We start from the raw sequence: 18,798 nt of genomic DNA, 5'->3' as shown, positions 1-18,798 counted from the left end.
ACTCCCGGATCCGTTCCGGAATTACTCCCGGACCCGTTCCAGGGTTACGCGCGCGGCAACCGGGCAGGACTCCACATCGTCCTCACGAGGGCCCGCTCCCATCGCCGGGAGCGGGCTCTCGTACGTCGTTAAGGTGAACACCATGAGCGAACCCCACCGCTTCGACCGCGGCCACACCGACGATCTCATGACGTTCCTGACGGCGAGCCCGTCGCCGTACCACGCCGTGGCGAACGCGGCCGAGCGCCTCGAGAAGGCCGGTTTCCGACAGGTCTCGGAGACGGACGCCTGGGACGGCACGTCGGGCGGCCGGTATGTACTGCGCGGGGGCGCGATCGTGGCCTGGTACGTCCCCGAGGACGCCACGCCGCACACACCGTTCCGGATCATCGGCGCGCACACCGACTCCCCGAACCTGCGCGTCAAGCCGCTGCCCGACACCGGCACGCAGGGCTGGCGCCAGGTGGCCGTGGAGATCTACGGCGGCCCGTTGCTCAACTCCTGGCTCGACCGCGACCTGGGGCTGGCCGGCCGGCTGACCCTGCGGGACGGCTCGACCCGCCTCGTCGACGTGGGCCGCCCGCTCCTGAGGGTCCCCCAACTGGCCATTCACCTGGACCGGTCGGTCAACAACGACGGCCTCAAGCTCGACAAGCAGCGCCACCTCCAGCCCATCTGGGGCCTGGGCAACGACGTACGCGACGGCGACCTCATCGCCTTCCTGGAGCAGGAGTCGGGGCTCGCCCCGGGCCAGGTCACCGGCTGGGACCTGATGGTGCACTCCGTGGAGCCGCCCGCCTACCTGGGCCGCGACCAGGAGCTGGTGGCCGGCCCGCGCATGGACAACCTGCTGTCCGTGCACGCCGGCACCGCGGCGCTGACGGCCGTGGCGACCGGCGGCCGGCAGCTGCCGTACATCCCGGTGCTGGCCGCCTTCGACCACGAGGAGAACGGCTCGCAGTCGGACACGGGCGCGGACGGACCGCTGCTCGGCAACGTGCTGGAACGTTCGGTCTTCGCGCGCGGAGGCTCGTTCGAGGACCGGGCGAGGGCGTTCGCGGGCACCGTCTGTCTGTCCTCCGACACCGGTCACGCCGTCCACCCCAACTACGCGGAGCGGCACGACCCGACGCACCACCCGCGGGTCAACGGCGGGCCGATCCTCAAGGTCAACGTCAACAACCGGTACGCGACGGACGGCACCGGGCGGGCGCTGTTCGCGGCGGCCTGCGAGAAGGCGAACGTCCCGTTCCAGTCCTTCGTCTCCAACAACTCCATGCCCTGCGGCACGACCATCGGCCCGATCACCGCGGCCCGGCACGGCATCCGCACGGTCGACATCGGCGTGGCCATCCTGTCGATGCACAGCGCGCGGGAGTTGTGCGGCGACGCCGACCCGTATCTGCTGGCCAACGCCCTGGTGGCCTTCCTGGAGGGGTAGTTGAGGGGTACTCGGCGCAGGGCGGGGTACCCGGAGGCGGTGGCCGGAACGTCCGGCTCACCGACAGAGAGGCGACTGCCATGGGCCTCGGAGGGTGCATCATCCTCATCGCCGTGGGAGCCATCCTGACGTTCGCGACCGACTGGGACATGCAAGGCGTCAACCTCGACCTGGTCGGCGTCATCCTGATGATCGTCGGCCTGATCGGCGTGACGACGTTCAGCAGCATCGCCCGGCGACGGCGCGTCCTCATGCCGCCCACCGCACCGGTGATCGACGAGGACGCGCGTCGCCGCCGGGACGGCTACAGCGACGGGTACGGCGTCTGACGACGCAACAGGCGGAACGGATCGGGCATCGCCGGGCATTCCAGGACACCGGGTGCGTCGTGCCCTGTGTGAATATCGTGAAGACTTGGGGGCCTTGAGACCGGGCTCAGAACCCGTCAGGACCGCCCCGGCCAGCTGTAGTCGTAGGCCAGGGAGAAGGTCCGGGAGACCCAGTCCCGGATCGGCTCCCCGGGGGCCGGCCGGACGGCCGTGGCGGCGATGTCCGCCCGCACCGCGGCCAGTTCCGAGGAGCAGTCGTCGGCGGCGAGCAGCGCCCCGGCCCGCAGGGTGAGTTCGTGGACCTCCCGGAACGTCCACGCGGGCGCGAATCCCATATGCAGATAGGGGAGATCGTCCGCGCTGTCGCGGCCGATGAGCAGGCGTCCTGTGAAGGCCGTCGGCACGTCCGTCCCCTCGTAGCGCCACGCACCGTCCCGCCGCCGGGGGCGCACACCGTCCAACGGGGGCGGCTTGGCCTCCGACCCGAGGTGGAGTCCCCGCAACGCCAAGCGCCCGTCGACGACGGCGTACTTGCAGATGTGGCCGCGATAGCAACCGGTGTGGAGGGGGCCCGGCTCAAGGCCGTGCTCGGCGGGGTCGAACAGACCTGCGCCGTCGACGGCGGTCACCCAGAACCGTCTTCCGCCGAAGAGCACCTCGTCGGGTTCCTGCGCTGTCATGCCGGCAGGCTACGCGTCCCGGCCCACGGCGAGAACGAGGACGTCCGTCAGGAATCCGGCCGCCGCCCTCGCGTCCACCCCGCCGCCCTGAACGCGCTGCTCACGGCGGTGAAGGGTCAGGCCAGGGCGTGGCCCGTCGTCGCGTCCACATGTGCCGGGACGGCCTCGTGGCGGTCGCCGACCGTTGAGGTGCCGGACGGTTCGAGGACGAGGATCTCCGTCGGCACCGGGGCGTACGGCTTGTGCTCCGTGCCGCGCGGGACCGTGAAGACGCTGCCCTGCGGCAGAACAACCGTCCGCTCGCGAAGCGCTATGTGCAGCTCGCCCGTCAGGACCAGGAAGAACTCGTCCGTGTCGTCGTGGACGTGCCAGAGGTGCTCGCCCTCGACCTTGGCCACGCGGACGTCGTAGTCGTTGACGGTCGTGACGATGCGGGGGCTCCACTGCTGGGTGAAGGACGCGAGGGCGGCGGAGAGCGCGATGGGTTCCATGGGTTCCATGCGCTCATCGTCGGCCGTGACGAGGAAGCCCTGCGAGTGCTAGGAATCGCATATGCCGCAAGGATCCTCGCACCACACCCCGCACAGGGTGGCCGTCATCGTCGACGAGGGGACGAATCCCTTCGAGGTCGGGGTCGCGACCGAACTGTTCGGGCTCCCGAGGCCCGAGCTGGGGCTGTCCGGCCCGCTGTACACGGTGACGCTCTGCGCGCCCACCCCCGCCGTGCGGATGAACCACGGCTTCTTCACCGTCACGGGAGTGCCGGGGCTGGACGCCGTGGACGACGCGGACACCCTCGTCGTGCCCGGCCGTCCCGACAACGTCGTCCCGCGCGGGGACGACGTCCTCGACGCGATCCGCCGCACCCACGCGCGCGGGGCGCGCGTGATGAGCCTGTGCACCGGCAGCTTCGCGCTGGCCGAGGCGGGGCTGCTCGACGGGCGGCGGGCCACGACTCACTGGATGTGGGCCGACCTCTTCCGCACGCTGCACCCGGGCGTACGGCTCGAACCCGACGTCCTCTTCATCGACGAGGGCGACGTCCTGACCGCCGCCGGCAGCGCCGCCGCGCTCGATCTCGGGCTGTACGTCGTGCGGCGCGACCACGGCGTCGAGATCGCGAACGCCGTGTCCCGGCGGCTGGTGTTCGCCGCGCACCGGGACGGCGGGCAGCGGCAGTTCGTGGAACGGCCGCTGCCGGACGTGCCCGACGAATCGCTGGCGCCGCTGCTCGCGTGGGCGCGGACGCGGCTGGGGGAGCCGCTGACGGTGGCCGGGATGGCGGCTCGCGCGGCCGTCTCCTCCGCCACCCTGCACCGACGGTTCCGCGCCCAGCTCGGCACGACACCGCTGGCCTGGCTCACGGGGGAACGGGTGGCGCTCGCCTGCCGGCTGATCGAGCGGGGCGAGGAGCGGCTGGACGTGGTGGCGGCCAGGAGCGGGCTGGGGACGGCCGCGAACCTACGCGCGCGCGTGCGGCGCGAGACGGGACTCAGCCCATCGGCCTATCGACGGCGTTTCGGACCGGCGTCCGGGGAACCCCTGGTCACATGAGATTCCTCGTGCGCGACCGGCTGCTCGGCCTCGGTGACGACTACTGGATCGAGGACGACCGAGGCGACAGGGTGTACCTGGTCGACGGCAAGGCGATGCGGCTGCGGGACACCTTCGAGCTGAAGGACACCCAGGGACGGGTTCTGATCGACATCCGCCAGAAGATGTTCGCCCTGCGGGACACCATGGTGATCGAACGGGACGGCGCACCGCTGGCCACCATCCGGCGCAAGCGGCTGTCGCTGCTGCGCAACCACTATCGGGTCGCCCTGGCGGACGGCCGCACCGAACTCGACGTCAGCGGCAAGATCCTCGACCGCGAGTTCGCGGTCGAGTACGACGGCGACCTCCTGGCCGTCGTCTCCCGGCGCTGGCTGCACGTCCGCGAGACGTACGGCGTCGACGTCGTCCGGGAGGACGCGGATCCGGCACTGCTCATCGCGGTGGCGGTCTGCGTGATCCACCTCGCGGAGAAGGACCGGGGGGAGTAGGGCGGCCTTACAGGCCCTGACGTGTGGGGGTTCGCAGGCCGAGCACCCGGTCCTTGAGGGCCGGGAACTGCTCGCGGGTCGCGGCGACCCTGGCCGGGTCGAACTCCACCCTCAGGACCTCCTCGCCCGGTCCCGCCTGCGCCAGCACCTCGCCCCAGGGATCGACCACGATCGAGTGACCCGCCTGCGGAACTCCGGCGTGCGTGCCGGCCGTTCCACACGCAAGCACGAACGCCTGGTTCTCGACCGCCCGCGCCTGGGCCAGCAGCGTCCAGTGCGCCCGGCGGCGCTCCGGCCAGCCCGCGGGGATCACGAGGGTCTCGGCGCCGGCGTCCACGAGACCGCGGAAGAGTTCGGGGAAACGGAGGTCGTAACAGGTGGCGAGGCCGACGGTCGTCTCGGGAAGGCGGACCGTCACCAGTTCCTCGCCCGCGCCCATCAGCACGGCCTCGCCCTTGTCGAAGCCGAAGCGGTGGATCTTGCGATAGGCGGCGACCCGCTCACCGGAGGGGGAGAAGACGAGAGACGTGTTGTACAGACGGCCCTCCGGGTCCCGCTCCGGGATCGAGCCCGCGTGCAGCCACACGCCCGCGTCGCTCGCGGCCTTGGCCATCGCCTCGTACGTCGGCCCCTCCAGGGGCTCGGCCTCGCTGCCGAACTCCTCATAGGCGAACGCGCCGGTCGTCCACAGTTCCGGCAGCACCACGAGGTCGGCGGCGCCGGCCTGCTCTCGCACCGACGCGGCGACCCTCGACCGCCGCGATTCGACCGATTCGCCCTCTTCTACGGCGATCTGGATCAGAGAGGCGCGCACAGTACCACCGTCCTGGCATTCGAGTAGTCCACACAGGCCTACGATCGTCACACGAAAGCACTGCCGGGGTGCCTCACAGCAGCGTAACTTAGCGTTTCAAAACATCCGCCGACATCCCCCCACACCCGTCCTCCCCCACCCTCCCCCGCCCTCACCGCCGAGAGCAGCCACCTCCCGCTGGCAACGCCGCCACAACCCACCCGAGTACCGACCGCCGAGGGGTCCCGTTTCCGTGAGTCTGCATCCCACCCTCCAGCCCTACGCCGACGCCTGGACCCACTCCATCGAAGCGATATCCGAGCTGGTGCTGCCGCTGGTCGAGGCGGACTGGAACCGCCGGACACCGTGCCCCGGCTGGTCGGTACGCGACATCGTGTCGCATGTCATCGGGCTGGACTGCGAGATGTACGGCGACCCGCGCCCCATCCACACCCTCCCGCGCGACCTGTACCACGTCACCAACGACATCCAGCGCTACATGGAGATGCAGGTCGACGTCCGCCGCCACCACACGGCGCCGGAGATGACGTCCGAGCTGGAGTACACGGTCATCCGCCGCAACCGGCAGCTGCGCAACGAGACGCGCCAGCCCACCCAGGTGGTGCGCGGCCCGCTCGGCACCGAGCTCACGCTCGAGGAGTCCATGCGGGGCCACGCCTTCAACGTGTGGGTGCACGAGCAGGATCTGCGCGCCTCCCTCGGCCGCCCCGGCAACCTCGACTCCCCCGGCGCGCACATCACCCGCGACGCGCTGCTGGCCGCGCTCCCGACGGTCGTCGCCGAGAGGTCCGGCGCCCCGCGCAGCTCCGCGGTCGTCTTCGACGTGCACGGCCCGATCGAGTTCCTGCGCACCATCCGCGTCGACATCAACGGCCGCGGCACCCTGGAGACGGCCCCCGCGCTCGGCCCGGCCGCCGCGTTCACCCTCGACTGGGAGACGTACGTCCGGCTGGCCTGCGGCCGGGTGACGGCGGACGCGGTCGCGGACCGGGTGAAGGCGGAGGGGGAGCCGGAGCTGACGGCGGCGATCCTGCGGAACTTCGCGGTCACGAAGTAGCACGTGCTCACCGTGGGCCGTGGGGGGTGCGGTGGCGAACAGAACGGGCCCGTCGTGAGGATCACGACGGGCCCGTTCTGATCTGGCAAGACCAGCCGACGACCGGTCGACCGACCGGTCAGCGCTGGTCGCCGAGGCGTCAGCCCAGCTTGGCGAAGCCGTAGTTCAGCAGCTTCGTCGCGTCGGTGGCGCGCACCGAGGCCGACGTGGACGCCAGCACCGTGCCCACGACGGTCTTGCCGTTGCGGGTGGCCGCGAAGACGAGGCAGTACTTCGCCTCGGGGCCGGAGCCCGTCTTCAGGCCGATCGCGCCGCTGTAGCTGGTCAGCAGCGTGTTGGTGTTGGTCCAGGCCGCCATGGTGCGGGTGGAACCGGTCTTGGTGATCGTCTTCGCCGTGTACGACTTGGTCTTGACGATCGCGCGGAAGTTCGCGCCCTTCATCGCGTTGATGCCGAGCTTCGTCAGGTCCTGCGCGGTCGAGTAGTTCGCGCCGTTGCCGATGCCGTCGAACGAATCGAAGTGCGTGTTCGTCATGCCCAGGGCCTTCGCCGTGGTGTTCATCTTGCCGAGGAACGACTTCACGCGAGCGGCGCGGGTCGAGCCGGCGCCGAACTTGTCGGCCAGCGCGTACGCGGCGTCGCAGCCGGACGGCAGCATCAGCCCGTAGAGCAGCTGACGGACGGTGACCTGGTCGCCGACGATGAGTCGGGCCGAGGACGCGCCCTTCGCCACGATGTAGTCGCTGTAGGCCTTCTGAATGGTGACCTTGGCGTCCAGGTTCAGGTTCGCCTGGGACAGCACGACCTTGGCGGTCATGATCTTCGTGGTGGAGCCGATGGAAAGCTTGGTGGTTGCAGCCTTGTTGTAAAGGGCGGCGCCGGTCGCGCTGTTGGCCACGAAGCCGGTCTTGGCGGCGATCGTGGGGACCGTGACAGCAGCTTGCGCGGGCGCCGTCGTGAGCGCTCCGGTCGCGAGCACTGCGCCGGCGGTGAAGGCAACGGCTGCGGCCCTGCGGACTCGGATGCCCTTGGTGGCGGTTATCAACTTAAATACCCCGATTACGTCGGAATGTTCCAGCAATGCGGCCGAGTTGGAAAGCAAAAGAAGAAGGGGCCGCATGTGTAAGACACGTAAGTAGCACACAAGGTTGTGCGTCTGCCGGGTCGAATTTCCGACTACTCGCGGAAAGTGTTATCTATCACTCGCCGTTGGTCCCGCATCCTGGACCGATCCCCCGATGCGTACGTGTTGTATCTATCCTGTGGGCATGCAGTCCTCCGCCCCGCCCGTCCCCGCTCCCACTGCCGTGCCCACTCCCGCGCCCGCTCCCGTCGCCATCAAGCAACCGCCCGCCGCCGACCGGGTGTACGCCCACGTCAAACAGGGTGTCCTGGACCGCCGTTACCAGGGCGGCACCCTCCTCACCGAGGGAGAGCTCGCCGAGGCCGTCGGGGTCTCGCGCACCCCGGTGCGGGAGGCGCTGCTGCGGCTGGAGGTGGAGGGGCTGATCAAGCTCTACCCCAAGAAGGGCGCCCTGGTCCTGCCGGTCTCCGCACAGGAGATCGCGGACGTCGTGGAGACCCGGCTGTTGGTGGAGGAGCACGCGGCGCGCAAGGCCGTCCCCGCGTCGGCCGCTCTGATCGAGCGGCTGGAGGAGCTGCTCGCGCAGCAGAAGGAGCAGGCCGCGGCAGGCGACCTGGCCGCCGCCGCCGTGACCGACCGCTGCTTCCACGCGGAGATCGTCCGCAGCGGCGGCAACGAGATCCTGTCAAGGCTCTACGACCAACTCCGCGACCGTCAGCTGCGGATGGGCGTCGCCGTCATGCACTCGCACCCCGACCGGATCGCCAAGACGCTCACCGAGCACGAGGAGATCCTCTCGGCGCTGCGCGCCGGCGACGCCGAGCGGGCCGTCGAGATCGTGCACCGGCACGTCGACTGGTTCTCCCACCTGGCCCGCGGGCAGGTCCGGTGAGCGCCGGCGCCCGCAGCGCGAACTCCACCCTTCCGGGTGACCCTCCCGGCGGACGGCGCGCGATCGCCGTCTGGAGCATCGGCGTCTCGGTCTACTTCGTCGCGGTCATCTTCCGTACCTCGCTGGGCGTGGCCGGTCTCGACGCCGCCGACCGCTTCCATGTCAACGCCTCCGCCCTGTCGACCTTCTCGATCCTCCAGCTCCTCGTCTACGCGGGCATGCAGATACCGGTGGGCCTGCTCGTCGACCGGCTCGGCACGAAGAAGGTGCTGACCATCGGCGTCGTGCTGTTCACGGCCGGCCAGCTCGGCTTCGCCTTCTCCCCCTCCTACGGCACGGCCCTCGCCTCACGCGCGCTGCTCGGCTGCGGGGACGCGATGACGTTCATCAGCGTGCTGCGGCTGGGCTCCCGCTGGTTCCCGGCGCGCCGCGGACCGCTGGTCGCCCAGTGCGCGGGCCTCGCGGGGATGGCGGGCAACCTGGTCTCCACCCTCGTCCTCGCCCGTCTGCTGCACGGCATCGGCTGGACCGCCGCCTTCGCGGGCAGCGCGCTCGTGGGCGTGGTCGTCCTCGTCCTCCTGCTGCTCTTCCTGAAGGACCACCCCGAGGGCCACGAGCCCGAGCCGTTCCCGCACCACGGCGCGGCGTACGTGCGCCGGCAGATCGCCGCGTCCTGGCGGGAGCCCGGCACCCGGCTCGGCCTGTGGGTGCACTTCACCACCCAGTTCCCGGCGATGGTGTTCCTGCTGCTGTGGGGCCTGCCGTTCCTGGTGGAGGCCCAGGGGCTGTCGCGGGCGACGGCCGGCGAACTGCTCACGCTCGTGGTCCTGTGCAACATGGTGGTGGGCCTGGTCTACGGCCAGATCGTCGCCCGCCACCACGAGGCACGGCTTCCGCTGGCCCTGGGCACGGTGGGCGCGACCGCCCTGATCTGGGCGACCACGCTGGTCTACCCCGGCGAGCGCGCGCCGATGTGGCTGCTCGTCACGCTCTGCGCGGTCCTCGGCGCGTGCGGCCCCGCGTCCATGCTCGGCTTCGACTTCGCCCGCCCGGCGAACCCGCCCGAGCGCCAGGGGACCGCGTCCGGCATCACGAACATGGGCGGCTTCGTGGCGTCGATGACGACGCTCTTCGTGGTCGGCGTGCTGCTGGACGCCACCGGCGACAACTACCGGATCGCCTTCTCCTGCGTCTTCGTCCTCCAGGCGCTCGGCGTCAGCCAGATCCTGCGCCTGCGCAAGAAGGCGGCCCGCCGGGAGCGGGAACGCCTGGTCGCCAGCCGGGTGGAGACGATCCACGTACCGGCGTAGCCACGGCGGACGGTTCGCCGCGCACGGCTCGAGGGGGAGGGGACAGCGGCCGCGGACGGCTGAAGGTCGAGAGGGACAGCGGCCGCGGACGGTACGAGGTGACCGTCCGCGGCCGCTGTCGCGGTCGGCGCGCCGCTACCCCCAGGTGATCAGCTTCTTCGGCTGCTCCAGGATCGCCGCCACGTCCGCCAGCACCTTCGAGCCCAGTTCGCCGTCCACCAGCCGGTGGTCGAAGCTCAGCGCCAGCGTCGTGACCTGACGCGGCTTCACCTTGCCCTTGTGGACCCACGGCTGGAGCTTGATCGCGCCGACCGCGAGGATCGCCGACTCGCCGGGGTTGAGGATCGGTGTGCCGGTGTCGACGCCGAAGACGCCGACGTTGGTGATGGTCACCGTGCCGCCCTGCATCGCCGCCGGGGAGGTCTTTCCGTCCCGCGCCGTCGACACCAACTCGCCCAGGGACTCCGCCAGCTGCGGCAGCGTCTTGCGGTCGGCGTCCTTGATGTTCGGGACCAGCAGCCCCCGGGGGGTCGCGGCCGCGATGCCCAGGTTGACGTAGTGCTTGACCACGATCTCCTGCGCCGCCTCGTCCCAGGAGGCGTTGATCTCCGGGTGGCGTCTGATGGCCACCAGCAGCGCCTTGGCGATGATGAGCAGCGGGTTGACTCTGAGGCCGTGCAGGTCCTTGTCCTGCTTGAGCTCCTCGACCAGCTTCAGCGTGCGCGTCACGTCGATCGTCACGAACTCCGTGACATGCGGCGCGGTGAACGCCGAGCCGACCATCGCCGCCGCCGTCGCCTTGCGGACGCCCTTGACCGGGACCCGGGTCTCACGCGCCGTGTCGTACGACGCCGGCGCCTGGGCCGCCGCCACGGACGCGGCCGCGGGGGCCGTGACCTGCGCCTGCACCGCCGGCAACCCCTGCGTCGCCGGCTCGGCCGGCGGAGCGACCGGGGCCGCCGCCGCGTGGACGTCCTCGCGGGTGATGACGCCGTCCGGGCCGGACGGGGCCACCGTGGCGAGGTCGACGCCGAGGTCCTTGGCCAGCTTGCGCACCGGCGGCTTGGCCAGCGGGCGCTCCTTCCCGGCGGGCGCGGCGCCATGGCCGTTCAGCACCGCCGGAACCGGGTCCGGGACCTGCGGGAGCGTGATCTCCGGGCCCTTGCGCGGACGCCGCTTGGTCGAGGAGACGGCCACGCCGTACCCGACGAGCACCGGCTGGCGGCCGGAACCGGCGGGCTTCTCCGCCGCGGGCTGCTGCTCCGGGGCCGCCGGGGCCGTCGGTGGCTGTGGTGCCTGCGGTGACGTCTGCGGCTGGGTCGGCGGGTGGGCGGGGGCCTGCGCCGGCAGCTCGGCGACCGGGTTGCCGGATGCGCCGGACGGGCCGCCCGCCCCGCCCACGACGTCCACCGCGATGATCGACATGCCCACGTCGACCGTGGTGCCCTCGGGGAAGTGCAGCGCGCGCACCACCCCGTCATAGGGGATGGGCAGCTCGACGGCGGCCTTGGCCGTCTCGACCTCGCACACCACCTGGCCGTCCGTCACCGTGTCGCCGGGCTGGACGTACCACTTGAGGATCTCGGCCTCGGTGAGCCCCTCGCCCACGTCGGGCATCTTGAACTCGCGTACGGACGCTTCCGTCATCGTCGTCACGACCCTCTCCTCAGTACGCCAGGGCACGGTCGACGGCGTCGAGCACCCGGTCCAGGCCAGGCAGGTACTCCTCCTCCAGGCGCGCCGGCGGGTACGGGGCGTGATAGCCGCCGACCCGCAGGACCGGTGCCTCCAGGTGGTAGAAGCAGCGCTCGGTGATCCGGGCGGCGATCTCCGCGCCCGAGCCGAAGAACACCGGCGCCTCATGGACGACGACCAGACGGCGGGTCTTCTCGACCGATGCCTGGATCGAGTCGAAGTCCAGCGGAGACACCGAGCGCAGGTCCATGACCTCCAGGTTCTTGCCCTCCTCGGCGGCCGCGGCGGCGACCTCCTGGCAGAGCTTCACCATCGGGCCGTAGGCGACCAGGGTCAGGTCGGTGCCCTCGCGGACCACCTTGGCCTTGTGCAGCGGGCCGGGGATCGCCTCGGTGTCGACCGCGGCCTTGTCCCAGTAGCGCCGCTTGGGCTCGAAGAAGATCACCGGGTCGTCGCTCTGGATGGCCTGCTGCATCATCCAGTACGCGTCCGACGCGTTGGACGGAGAGACGATCTTCAGGCCCGACACATGCGCGAAGAGCGCTTCGGGCGACTCGGAGTGGTGCTCGACCGCGCCGATTCCGCCGCCGTAGGGGATGCGGACGACGACCGGGAGCTTGACCTTGCCCAGCGAGCGCGCGTGCATCTTGGCGAGCTGGGTGACGATCTGGTCGTAGGCCGGGAAGACGAAGCCGTCGAACTGGATCTCCACCACCGGGCGGTAGCCGCGCAGGGCCAGTCCGATCGCGGTGCCGACGATGCCCGACTCCGCGAGCGGGGTGTCGATGACGCGGCTCTCGCCGAAGTCCTTCTGCAGACCGTCGGTGACCCGGAAGACGCCGCCGAGCTTGCCGACGTCCTCTCCCATGATCAGGACCTTGGGGTCCGCCTCCAGGGCGCGGCGCAGCGACTCGTTGATCGCCTTGGCCAGGGCCAGGTTCCTGGACGTCACGCTCTCCGCCATGTCAGTTTCCCCCCTCGTCCGCGAACGACGCCTGGTAGGCGGCGAACTGGGCCCGCTCCTCGTCGACGAGCGCGTGCCCGTCCGCGTACACGTTCTCGAAGATGGCGAAACGGTCCGGGTCCGGCATGGCACGGACCGCTTCGCGCACTCGTCTGCCCAACGCCTCGCTCTCCGCGTCGAGTTCCGCGAAGAATCCCTCGTCCGTGTGGTTTGAGGCTTCGAGGTGGCGGCGAAGGCGCAGGATCGGGTCCTTCGCCTCCCACGCCTCGCGCTCCTCGTCGGCCCGGTACTTCGTCGGGTCGTCGGAGGTGGTGTGGGCGCCCATGCGGTACGTGTACGCCTCGACGAGGGTGGGGCCCTCGCCGTTGCGGGCCCGCTCCAGCGCCCACCTGGTGACCGCGAGGCAGGCCAGGACGTCGTTGCCGTCGACGCGGACGCCCGGGAAGCCGTAGCCCTGCGCGCGCTGGTAGAGCGGGACGCGGGTCTGCTTCTCGGTGGGCTCGGAGATCGCCCACTGGTTGTTCTGGCAGAAGAACACCACCGGGGCGTTGTAGACCGCGGAGAAGGTGAACGATTCGGCGACGTCGCCCTGGCTGGAGGCGCCGTCGCCGAAGTAGGCGATCACCGCGCTGTCCGCGCCGTCCTTGGCGACGCCCATCGCGTAGCCCGTCGCGTGCAGCGTCTGGGAGCCGATGACGATGGTGTAGAGGTGGAAGTTGTTGCCGTTGGGGTCCCAGCCGCCGTTGTTCACGCCGCGGAACATGCCGAGCAGGTTGGTCGGGTCGACTCCGCGGCACCAGGCGACGCCGTGCTCGCGGTAGGTCGGGAAGACGTAGTCGTCGTCACGCAGGGCCCGGCCGGAGCCGATCTGGGCGGCCTCCTGGCCGAGCAGCGAAGCCCACAGACCCAGTTCGCCCTGGCGCTGCAAGGAGGTGGCCTCGGCGTCGAAACGACGGGTGAGCACCATGTCGCGGTACAGGCCGCGGAGGTCTTCGGGGGTGACGTCGGCGACGTACTCGGCGTACTCGGCGTGTTTGTTGTGCTTGACCCGCTTGCCCTCCGGCGTCAGCAGCTGCACGAGCTCGGGCTCGGCGCTCTTGCCGGGTGCGGTGCGGGTGCGCTCGGTGCCGGTGGCGCCGGCCTTGCCTCCTGCGCTGCGTCGCGGCTTACGCGCGGCAGTGCTCTCCACGGTCACGTGCGTGCTCCTCCGTCGGTCCGGCCCCCGGGGTTGCCGGGTGGCCAGTGCGGCCTACCTGTTCCGACACCCGTGCACGGGGTGGGTGCCACTCGGCCGGAACAGGCGTGACAGGTGCTCCGGCGAGCGCCCTGCAGTCATCACGTTACCCAGTGCGCCACATTTCTGTGCAACCCCCCCTGACCTGCGTTTTTGCTTGGATTTCCAAGTAAATCGGCAAAGTCGGGAAGGCACCTGGTCACAGCCTTGCAGGAGGCCGGAGCAACGGCACGTTATCCCGGCCACCCCGGCCACGGGAAGAGTCGGGCCACGGGCGGGTCGCCGGGCGGTGCACCGGGGCGTGCGAGGCGGCCGACGACCGTCGGCGACCGTCCATGACCCCGGTTGACCTTCGATGACTCACCCTGACCTTTGGTGACCGTCTGTGACAACACGCAGCTCACAGCCTCGCATCGTGCCCTAGCATCGGGCGCGTTCCGCGCTCCTGTGTACCACCCCCCATGCCCCACACGCCCCCTCTGAGCGCCCTGCTCCGTCGTTACACCGCCGGCGCAGCGCTCGCCTGCGAACCCGTCGAGGAGGGACTGCTGAACCGCGGCTACCGGCTGCACACCACCCGAGGCCGCTACTCCGGGCGAAGTCGGCTGCGGTTCGGCAGCGCCCTGAAGGGGCGCGGGGAACTGCGCGACCGGCCACGACGGCGCCGCAGCGGAACGACGGCACATCGCGGCACTTTCAGCGGAGCGCTCAGGCGTCCCGGTCGCTCCCCCGCTGCCCGGCCACGACGGACGCACCGTCGCCGTCGTCGGCGGCCACGCCTACGCCCTCCACCCCTGGACCGACGGCCGCCACCGGCACGGCGCCCAGCTCACCCCCGGCCAGTGCGGCCGTCTGGGGGCGCTGCTGGGCGTGGTGCACGCCGGACCGGAGCACGTGATGCCCTCAGGGGGCGCGGAACCCGTACCCCCGGCGCACGAACGGGAGCGCACCACCCCTGCCGACACCTTCGCGCTGATCGACGACCTCCTCGCGCGCGTGCGTCGGCACCGCCCCGCCGACTCCTTCGACGAACTCGCCCGCCACCGCCTCCTGGAGCGGCGCACGCTGCTGGAACGCCACGCGGACCGGCGTCCCCCGCACACCGGCCCGGTCGGCTGGGTGCACGGGGACTTCCACCCGTTCAACCTGCTCTACCGCGGGGACGCCCCCGCCGCCATCGTCGACTGGGACCGGCTCGGCGTGCAGCCCCGCGCGGAGGAAGCCGTCCGCGCCGCCGCCATCTTCTTCGTCCGGCCCGACGGCGCCCTCGACCTGCCGAAGACGAGGGCGTACGCACGCGCGTACCGACGCGCGGCCGGCGCCACGCCCTCCGAACTCGCGGCGGCCGTGCACCGCGTGTGGTGGGAGCGGCTCAACGACTTCTGGATGCTGCGCCGGCACTACGAGCGCGGCAACACCCGCGCGGACTCCCAGTTCCCGGCCGCCTCGGCCCTCGCGGTGTGGTGGACACGCGAGTACGACGCGGTGTGCGGGGCGTTCGCGGACTGAGCGGAGTGCGCGAGGTGCGCGGACTCACCGGGCCGGAAACGCCACGCGCGCGTGGAGCCCGGTGTCGGGCCCACGCGCGCGTGGAAGAGAACTGACGGTCGTGAACCTGGTGGAACGAAGCGGGTCAGCCGCCGCCGAGGCCGGTGCCGAGGGTGGTGGTGCCCTCCGTGCCGCCCGTCGGGTCCCCGGTCGGTTCGCCCGTCTCGGTCTCCGGGTCGGTCGGCTCGTCCGACGGCTGGGTCTCCGTCTCCTCGTCCGTGGGCGAGCTGGTGACCGACTCCGAGGGGCTGGACGACGGCGTCCAGGACGGCGTGGTGGACGGCGTCCAGTTCGATCCGGAGCCCGAGCCGGTGCCGTCGTCCGTGTTCTCGTCCGTGGACGTCTCGCTCTCCTCGTCGCTCGGCGACGGACTGGGCGAGAGCGAGGCCGTCGGCGAGGCGGACGGCGACTTCGGGGTCTCGTTGTCGCTGCTGTCCTTCCCCTGGTCGTTCAGGGCGAGCGCGACGCCCGCGGCGATGGCGATCACCGCGAAGACGGCGAGTATCCACAGCTTGCCGCTGCCGCTGCCCTTGTTGCCGTGGCCCTCGAAGCCGCCGTCGTCACCGCCGCCGTAGCCGGTGGGCAGGATCGGCTGCGGGATCTGCGAGGTGCTGGAGCCGTCGGCGCCGTGCGGCAGCACGGTCGTGTGCGCGAAGCCGCCCGCGGGCGTGCCCCGGCCGTCGTGCGCGCCGACCGGACCGGTGTTCCAGGTGCCGGTGTGGGCGCCCTGGTCGTACAGCATCTGCAGCCCGTACTGGATGAGGCCGCGCATCTCCTCGGCCGTCTGGAACCGGTCGTCGGGGTCCTTGGCCAGGGAGCGCATGACGAGGCCGTCGAGCTCCGGCGGGCACTCGCCGCCCGAGGTCTGCGACGGCGGCACCGGAATGTCCTGCACATGCTGGTAGACCACCGACAGCGGCGTCTCGCCGGTGAACGGCGGCCGCAGCGCGAGCAGTTCGTACAGCAGACAGCCCGTCGCGTACAGGTCGGAGCGGTGGTCGACGGCCTTGCCGAGCGCCTGCTCCGGGGAGAGGTACTGCGGCGTGCCCATGACCATGCCGGTCTGCGTCATCGTCGTGGACGCGCCGTGCAGGGCGCGCGCGATGCCGAAGTCCATCACCTTGACAGCGCCGTTGTGCGTGATGATCACGTTCGCCGGCTTGATGTCGCGGTGCACGATGCCGTGCTGGTGCGAGTAGGCGAGCGCCTCCAGGACGCCGGAGACGATGATCAGGGCCTGCTCGGGCCCGGGCGCCTCGGCGTTGAGGAGCAGATCGCGGATCGTGCGCCCCTCGACGATCTCCATCACGATGTACGGCACGCTCAGGCCGCCCACGAAGTCCTCGCCCGAGTCGTACACGGCGACGATCGCATGGTGGTTGAGCCCCGCCACCGATTGGGCCTCGCGGGTGAAGCGGGCCTTGGAGGTCGGGTCCTCCGCGAGGTCGGCGCGCAGCAGTTTCACCGCGACCGTGCGCCCGAGACGTACGTCCTCGGCCGCGAACACCTCGGCCATGCCGCCTCGGCCCAGTCTGTGGGTGAGCCGATACCGGCCGTCTCCGACCAACCCGCCGTTGCCCCAGTTCTCCGGCGCATCTGACATACCGCCGCCAGTCGCCTCGGGGTCGGACGGGCCCTGAGCGCGCTGCTGTGCCATCAGTCCTCGCCGTCGTTTCTGCCCGCGGTGCGCGCGGTGTTGTTACGGTCTCCGTCGGCCACGCTACAGCCTCTGCGCAAGCCTCCGGTCCGGGACGATCCCCGAAGCGATGCCCGGGGCGGGCCCGGGCGCCGGTCCTGGACGGACCGGCCTTGGAATCAGCACTCCGTACCGGCGTGCAAATTCCGTGTACCGGCCGTACGGCACCTGTAACGCTTCCGCGACGCTTCTTTCTCGTAGGGTCACGGAACGGGCACCGAGCTTGACGTGTCAGTGCCCTGCGGCAGACTTGGCCGGGAATAGCACTTTCGATCAACGACAGTCGACGGCGCCTGAAGGCGGCCTACGGGGGACGCAGAAGATGAGCCAGGACGGCGCGCAGGGCCGGTACGCGGGGCGGGCGCTGGCCGGCGGCCGCTATCAGCTGCGCGACTTGCTCGGCGAGGGCGGCATGGCCTCGGTGCACCTCGCCTACGACGCCGTGCTCGACCGTCAGGTCGCGGTGAAGACCCTGCACACCGAACTCGGCCGTGAGCAGGCCTTCCGCGAGCGCTTCCGGCGCGAGGCCCAGGCCGTGGCCAAGCTCACGCACACCAACATCGTCTCCGTCTTCGACACGGGCGAGGACGAGGTGGAGGGCCTGACCACCCCGTACATCGTCATGGAGTACATCGAGGGCCGCCCGCTCGGCTCGGTGCTCGACGAGGACGTGCGGCAGCAGGGCGCGATGCCCGTCGACAAGGCGCTGAAGATCACCGCGGACGTGCTGGCGGCGCTGGAGATCAGCCACGAGATGGGCCTCGTCCACCGCGACATCAAGCCCGGCAACGTGATGATGACCAAGCGCGGCGTGGTCAAGGTCATGGACTTCGGCATCGCGCGCGCGATGCAGTCCGGCGTCACCTCGATGACGCAGACCGGCATGGTCGTCGGCACCCCGCAGTACCTCTCGCCCGAACAGGCGCTGGGCCGCGGTGTGGACGCGCGCTCGGACCTGTACTCGGTCGGCATCATGCTGTTCCAACTCGTCACCGGACGGCTGCCCTTCGAGGCGGATTCGCCGCTTGCGATCGCGTACGCGCACGTGCAGGAGGAGCCGGTGGCGCCCTCCTCCATCAACCGGGCGCTGCCGCCGGCCGTGGACGCGCTCGTCGCCCGCGCGCTGAAGAAGAACCCGAACGAGCGTTTCCCGACCGCCGTCGCCATGCGCGACGAATGCCTGCGCGTCGCCGCCTCCTTCCAGCCGGCCCCGCCGAGCATCGTCCCGGGCGCGCCGACGTCGAGCGGTGCGGGCGTCGGCTCCGCGGTGTTCCCGCCGGTCGGCCAGAGCACCCCGGCGCCGCCGCACCCGGGCGTCCAGACGCCCTACCAGCCCGCGCCGACCCCGAACCCGTACGGCACGCCCCCGACCCCGAACCCGTCCTACGGCTATCCGCAGCAGGGCGGCGGCTACCGGACGCCCGCTCCGGCCTACGGCCACCAGCAGGGGCCGCACACTCCGCCCGCGTACAACCTCAGCCCGCAGCCGTTGACCACGGTCTCGGCGGGCGGCGGCCGGAAGAACGGCAACGCGGTGCTGGCCGGCTCGGCCGTCGTCGCCGTGGTGGCGGTCGGCGGCCTCATCACCGCCCTGATGATGAACGGCGGCAGCGACGACGACGCCAAGGGCGGTACGACCAGTTCGTCGCCGTCGGCGACGAAGGCGGCGGACTACCGCGGGCCGGACACCTCGAAGACCATCGAGTCGACGGAGTGCTCCGAGCCGCAGGAGTCGTACAACGACCCGGACAAAATCCAGGTGCCGAACTTCAAGTTCAAGTACATCGCCTCGGTCAAGGAGTGCTTCCAGGCCGCGGGCTGGAAGATGAAGATCACGAAGGTCGACGAGAACACCTACGGCGACGGCGCGGTCATGGAGCAGTTCCCCTCCGCCGGGACGGACGTCGACCCGGCGGAGATGCCCGAGATCGAGCTGAAGGTGTCCTCGGGCAACCCGGCGTCCTGACGTCGCGCACTGGGAAAAGTCGCATCGGACATGTCGAAGGGGC

General features: G+C 70.9%; 16 protein-coding genes and 1 pseudogene. 9 read left to right on the top strand and 8 right to left on the bottom strand.

What is annotated here, in order from left to right:
- Nucleotides 1-142 precede the first annotated feature (142 nt).
- Both ACWCPF_RS26730 and ACWCPF_RS26725 read left to right on the top strand, forming a co-directional pair.
- On the top strand, nucleotides 143-1,441 hold the full coding sequence (locus ACWCPF_RS26730) for a M18 family aminopeptidase (protein ID WP_451047631.1): 1,299 nt from the start codon (nucleotides 143-145) through the stop codon (nucleotides 1,439-1,441).
- Between the two features lie 80 nt (nucleotides 1,442-1,521).
- Nucleotides 1,522-1,770: a DUF6458 family protein gene (locus ACWCPF_RS26725; RefSeq protein WP_451047630.1), complete on the top strand. Its 249-nt coding sequence runs from the start codon at nucleotides 1,522-1,524 to the stop codon at nucleotides 1,768-1,770.
- A 116-nt stretch (nucleotides 1,771-1,886) separates the two neighbouring features.
- Here ACWCPF_RS26725 and ACWCPF_RS26720 read toward each other — a convergent pair whose 3' ends face one another.
- Both ACWCPF_RS26720 and ACWCPF_RS26715 read right to left on the bottom strand, forming a co-directional pair.
- Entirely contained in the window at nucleotides 1,887-2,450 is a 564-nt protein-coding gene (locus tag ACWCPF_RS26720; RefSeq protein ID WP_451047629.1) for a hypothetical protein, read from the bottom strand.
- 116 nt (nucleotides 2,451-2,566) lie between these two features.
- Nucleotides 2,567-2,950, bottom strand: coding sequence for a cupin domain-containing protein (locus ACWCPF_RS26715; RefSeq protein WP_451047628.1), 384 nt, complete (start codon nucleotides 2,948-2,950; stop codon nucleotides 2,567-2,569).
- A gap of 52 nt (nucleotides 2,951-3,002) precedes the next feature.
- Between ACWCPF_RS26715 and ACWCPF_RS26710 the strand changes: the two genes are divergently transcribed.
- Both ACWCPF_RS26710 and ACWCPF_RS26705 read left to right on the top strand, forming a co-directional pair.
- Nucleotides 3,003-4,004 (top strand): helix-turn-helix domain-containing protein, encoded by a 1,002-nt coding sequence (locus tag ACWCPF_RS26710; RefSeq protein ID WP_451047627.1) that lies wholly within the window; start codon nucleotides 3,003-3,005, stop codon nucleotides 4,002-4,004.
- Nucleotides 4,001-4,495, top strand: a complete 495-nt coding sequence (locus tag ACWCPF_RS26705; RefSeq protein ID WP_451047626.1) for an LURP-one-related/scramblase family protein — start codon at nucleotides 4,001-4,003, stop codon at nucleotides 4,493-4,495. The genes ACWCPF_RS26710 and ACWCPF_RS26705 overlap by 4 nt, the downstream gene beginning before the upstream one ends.
- A 7-nt stretch (nucleotides 4,496-4,502) precedes the next feature.
- Here the strand turns inward: ACWCPF_RS26705 and ACWCPF_RS26700 are convergent, their stop codons facing one another.
- Nucleotides 4,503-5,309 (bottom strand): carbon-nitrogen family hydrolase, encoded by an 807-nt coding sequence (locus tag ACWCPF_RS26700; RefSeq protein WP_451047625.1) that lies wholly within the window; start codon nucleotides 5,307-5,309, stop codon nucleotides 4,503-4,505.
- 232 nt (nucleotides 5,310-5,541) lie between these two features.
- On the opposite strand from ACWCPF_RS26700, the gene ACWCPF_RS26695 reads away from it, so the two are divergent.
- Complete coding sequence (locus tag ACWCPF_RS26695; protein WP_451047624.1) at nucleotides 5,542-6,366, top strand: maleylpyruvate isomerase family mycothiol-dependent enzyme; 825 nt, start codon at nucleotides 5,542-5,544, stop codon at nucleotides 6,364-6,366.
- A 139-nt stretch (nucleotides 6,367-6,505) separates the two neighbouring features.
- Here ACWCPF_RS26695 and ACWCPF_RS26690 read toward each other — a convergent pair whose 3' ends face one another.
- Nucleotides 6,506-7,411, bottom strand: a complete 906-nt coding sequence (locus tag ACWCPF_RS26690) for a D-alanyl-D-alanine carboxypeptidase family protein (RefSeq protein ID WP_451047623.1) — start codon at nucleotides 7,409-7,411, stop codon at nucleotides 6,506-6,508.
- A gap of 223 nt (nucleotides 7,412-7,634) precedes the next feature.
- On the opposite strand from ACWCPF_RS26690, the gene ACWCPF_RS26685 reads away from it, so the two are divergent.
- The gene (locus tag ACWCPF_RS26685; protein WP_451047622.1) at nucleotides 7,635-8,342 is read left to right on the top strand and encodes a GntR family transcriptional regulator; all 708 of its coding nucleotides are present in this window, start codon (nucleotides 7,635-7,637) and stop codon (nucleotides 8,340-8,342) included.
- Between the two features lie 62 nt (nucleotides 8,343-8,404).
- The gene (locus ACWCPF_RS26680; RefSeq protein ID WP_451047719.1) at nucleotides 8,405-9,652 is read left to right on the top strand and encodes an MFS transporter; all 1,248 of its coding nucleotides are present in this window, start codon (nucleotides 8,405-8,407) and stop codon (nucleotides 9,650-9,652) included.
- A 135-nt stretch (nucleotides 9,653-9,787) separates the two neighbouring features.
- On the opposite strand, the gene ACWCPF_RS26675 is transcribed toward ACWCPF_RS26680, so the two are convergent.
- The 3 genes from ACWCPF_RS26675 to pdhA are packed head-to-tail and all read right to left on the bottom strand — an operon-like array spanning nucleotide 9,788 to nucleotide 13,506.
- Nucleotides 9,788-11,308, bottom strand: a complete 1,521-nt coding sequence (locus tag ACWCPF_RS26675) for a dihydrolipoamide acetyltransferase family protein (RefSeq protein ID WP_451047621.1) — start codon at nucleotides 11,306-11,308, stop codon at nucleotides 9,788-9,790.
- A 10-nt stretch (nucleotides 11,309-11,318) separates the two neighbouring features.
- Nucleotides 11,319-12,311, bottom strand: a complete 993-nt coding sequence (locus ACWCPF_RS26670) for an alpha-ketoacid dehydrogenase subunit beta (protein WP_451047620.1) — start codon at nucleotides 12,309-12,311, stop codon at nucleotides 11,319-11,321.
- Nucleotide 12,312: 1 nt separating this feature from the next.
- Nucleotides 12,313-13,506, bottom strand: coding sequence for a pyruvate dehydrogenase (acetyl-transferring) E1 component subunit alpha (pdhA, locus tag ACWCPF_RS26665; RefSeq protein WP_451047619.1), 1,194 nt, complete (start codon nucleotides 13,504-13,506; stop codon nucleotides 12,313-12,315).
- A gap of 500 nt (nucleotides 13,507-14,006) precedes the next feature.
- Here pdhA and ACWCPF_RS26660 point away from each other — a divergent pair.
- Nucleotides 14,007-15,054: pseudogene (locus tag ACWCPF_RS26660) on the top strand (phosphotransferase).
- Between the two features lie 124 nt (nucleotides 15,055-15,178).
- Here ACWCPF_RS26660 and ACWCPF_RS26655 read toward each other — a convergent pair.
- The gene (locus ACWCPF_RS26655) at nucleotides 15,179-16,750 is read right to left on the bottom strand and encodes a protein kinase domain-containing protein (protein WP_451047618.1); all 1,572 of its coding nucleotides are present in this window, start codon (nucleotides 16,748-16,750) and stop codon (nucleotides 15,179-15,181) included.
- Between the two features lie 361 nt (nucleotides 16,751-17,111).
- Here ACWCPF_RS26655 and ACWCPF_RS26650 point away from each other — a divergent pair, with 361 nt between their 5' ends.
- Nucleotides 17,112-18,755, top strand: coding sequence for a protein kinase domain-containing protein (locus tag ACWCPF_RS26650; protein ID WP_451047617.1), 1,644 nt, complete (start codon nucleotides 17,112-17,114; stop codon nucleotides 18,753-18,755).
- Nucleotides 18,756-18,798 lie beyond the last annotated feature (43 nt).

The organism is Streptomyces sp. NPDC001858 (assembly GCF_053594615.1).
The sequence above is the reverse complement of the archived record's forward strand: the minus strand, read 5'-3'. Positions and strand labels throughout refer to the sequence as shown.